Annotated in this window: 3 protein-coding genes; 1 reads left to right on the forward strand and 2 read right to left on the reverse strand. The window is 55.4% G+C overall.

The features are described 5' to 3' along the window. Window positions 1-256: 256 nt before the first annotated feature. Entirely contained in the window at window positions 257-484 is a 228-nt protein-coding gene (locus tag AC2FAN_RS27135) for a hypothetical protein (RefSeq protein ID WP_485177061.1), read from the reverse strand. Window positions 485-670: 186 nt separating this feature from the next. On the opposite strand from AC2FAN_RS27135, the gene AC2FAN_RS27140 reads away from it, so the two are divergent. Further along, the gene (locus tag AC2FAN_RS27140; protein ID WP_485177062.1) at window positions 671-1567 is read left to right on the forward strand and encodes a hypothetical protein; all 897 of its coding nucleotides are present in this window, start codon (window positions 671-673) and stop codon (window positions 1565-1567) included. A gap of 115 nt (window positions 1568-1682) precedes the next feature. Here AC2FAN_RS27140 and AC2FAN_RS27145 read toward each other — a convergent pair. Beyond that, the coding region (locus AC2FAN_RS27145) for a tyrosine-type recombinase/integrase (protein WP_485177063.1) at window positions 1683-2335 on the reverse strand (653 nt) is incomplete at its 5' end.

Here is a 2335-nt window from a genome sequence, read left to right on the forward strand (position 1 = left end):
GTGGGCTGCGCAGGTTGGCTATTTCTGGCAGCGCGGTGCCGACGCGCGCCAAGGCCGCGACTTTACAATGACGGGGGCGGCATAACGCGGCTAGCTGTGCGGTCCTGACTTTCGGCATTGGCTCCGAACCATGACGACGTGCCTTAATCCCGTATAACAGGGATTAGATTCTAAAAATGTAGTCGGCCATTTTTGACGATTCGGCCAAACTAGGGCAACGAGCGCGCCTGCTCACGACGGCGGTGCGAATGAATTCCTAGTCGGAAAGCAATCTCTCCGCCAAGGCGGTCTGTAATTTTTCGAGACAAACTTTGACGTCTGGCATAATCGCATCATGTAGAATACGGAAGTTGATGTAATCAATCATGCTGCTTACTTGGTGGTCGGGAATCTGATGGACTTGCACTTGGGATAGATTGGCATCTATCTCCATCGCCTCAGCAGAAGTGAACGAGCCCGTTTCTATTATGTCAGAAATGTTCATTGCGGCGGTCATAGCCGATTACTACCTTCCATAAACTGCGGCCGCAAGCCTGCGGAGCGTGATCAGCCAGTGGTGCGAATAGTCCCAAGGGAGGCGTTCCAAGCCCCTTCTCGAACAGTTAGACAAACAAGCCCTCTTGGATTCGCCGTGTAAGAGGACACAGAAGATTGGGGAGGGGACACCACTATGACAATAGTCGTATCGCTGATTGTAGTCTTTTTTGCTTGGGCTGCTTTTAGGGGATGGCTGCGTGGTTCTGTCCAAAACCACGACGAACGCGCGCGCAGCGCCTTGAAGGCGACAATCGACTCACTAGACGCGGGACAGAACCAAAAGCCCTCATGGGCAAATGATCCCGGCAAAATGCACGCGTTCACCTACGCTGTGCGCAAACTGATCGATCGTGCAGGCATTTCCGAAGAAACGCGGACAGCGCTATTCGCGGAAGAAGAGACACAGAAATACCTTCTGACCCATGCCGCACACATGGAGCACAAAAGAGCGAGCTTCATCCAGCAGCAACTCGGCGCTGGCGAGTTGGCTACACAGATGGCGCAGGCATTTGATCGAAGAAAGGCAAGCGGCATTCCGTTTGAATTAACCGCAGACAAAGAAGCCGTCGGCAAGGAAGCCGAGATTGACGAGGCGTTGCGACAGCCAATTAGATTTTTTGTCGAAATGTATGATCAACTCGAACGCGAGCGGCGGAGACGTTATGCATTGGCCGTCTACATAATCTACGAAATGTTGGTAGATATGTTTGGCAGCTTAGACGGATTTATTGAATCATCTGACGATGTGCAACTCAAATTTGTGGTGAATTTGAAGCCTACCGATGAGGACTCGAAGCGGCATACCCAAGACGTAGCATTCGTATATAAACTAAGCAGGCAGTTCGTGTCGGCCGTCCTGCTTCTCATGCGCGAAGAGCGTGATGTCTTCTTCGATGAGGCAGCCCCGCAGCCCTCGCCCGCTCTGTCCTTGGGGATCAAGCGACTGGTTGAGATTGCCGAAGAAGGGAAGGCCGAGGAGAATGGCGAGCGGGGCGCGGGTGCTTCTCGTCCGGTTGCTGAATTGGAATAGCGGTCATTGGCGGGAGGTGTCGCCTTCAGCCGGCGGCTCGTCGTTCCGGTTGGCACGCCGAATCTGCGCGCTCGCTACAGCGTCGGCGACGATGACCCAACGACGGCCGAGCCGTTCACAGAGTCGCCACTTTCGATGAAGCGGCATCAATCTCGATGAGTTTCAGCCAGCGCTGCTTCACTTCGAGCGAGTAACCGGCCCCATATTTGTGCCCAATCCCCTGTGTTGTCCAGCCACCAATCGCATCGATGATGTCCGAAGGGCACTCAACTGCCCGGAGACGATCGCGAAGACTGTGGCGAAACGAATGGATGACACAACCCTTCGGTAGGCGGGATTTGATCCACTTGTTTAGCGTCGCGCTCGCAGAATTCGCCTTCACATCGGTCGGGGTCGTGTAGCGTGGAAAGAGACGCTTTACGCCCGTGATCTCCGCAAGGCGTTGTGCAGCCAACAAGGACGCTCCGACCAGCGGCACGGTCCGCGTGCTTGAAGCGGTCTTGAGCGAGCGCCACGGATGCGGCTTGAGATCGATGTGAGGAATGGTCGCATCGAGCTTCAGGTCGGTTTGGGCCAGCCCCAGAGCTTCGGCCAGCCGTAGGCCGGTGTCGCTGATCAGCGCGATGAGGAGGCGTTTGTCGTCGTCCATGTCCAAGCAGGTCGTCTGCACCGATCGAATTACGCTAGTCGGAATTGGCGGGCGGATGAACTTCGTCCCAACCTCCGGGATGAAGGTGCCAGAGAAGGGATTCGTGCAGTCGAGGCCGT

This window comes from Allobosea sp. RIT-PG3_2, from assembly GCF_057321085.1.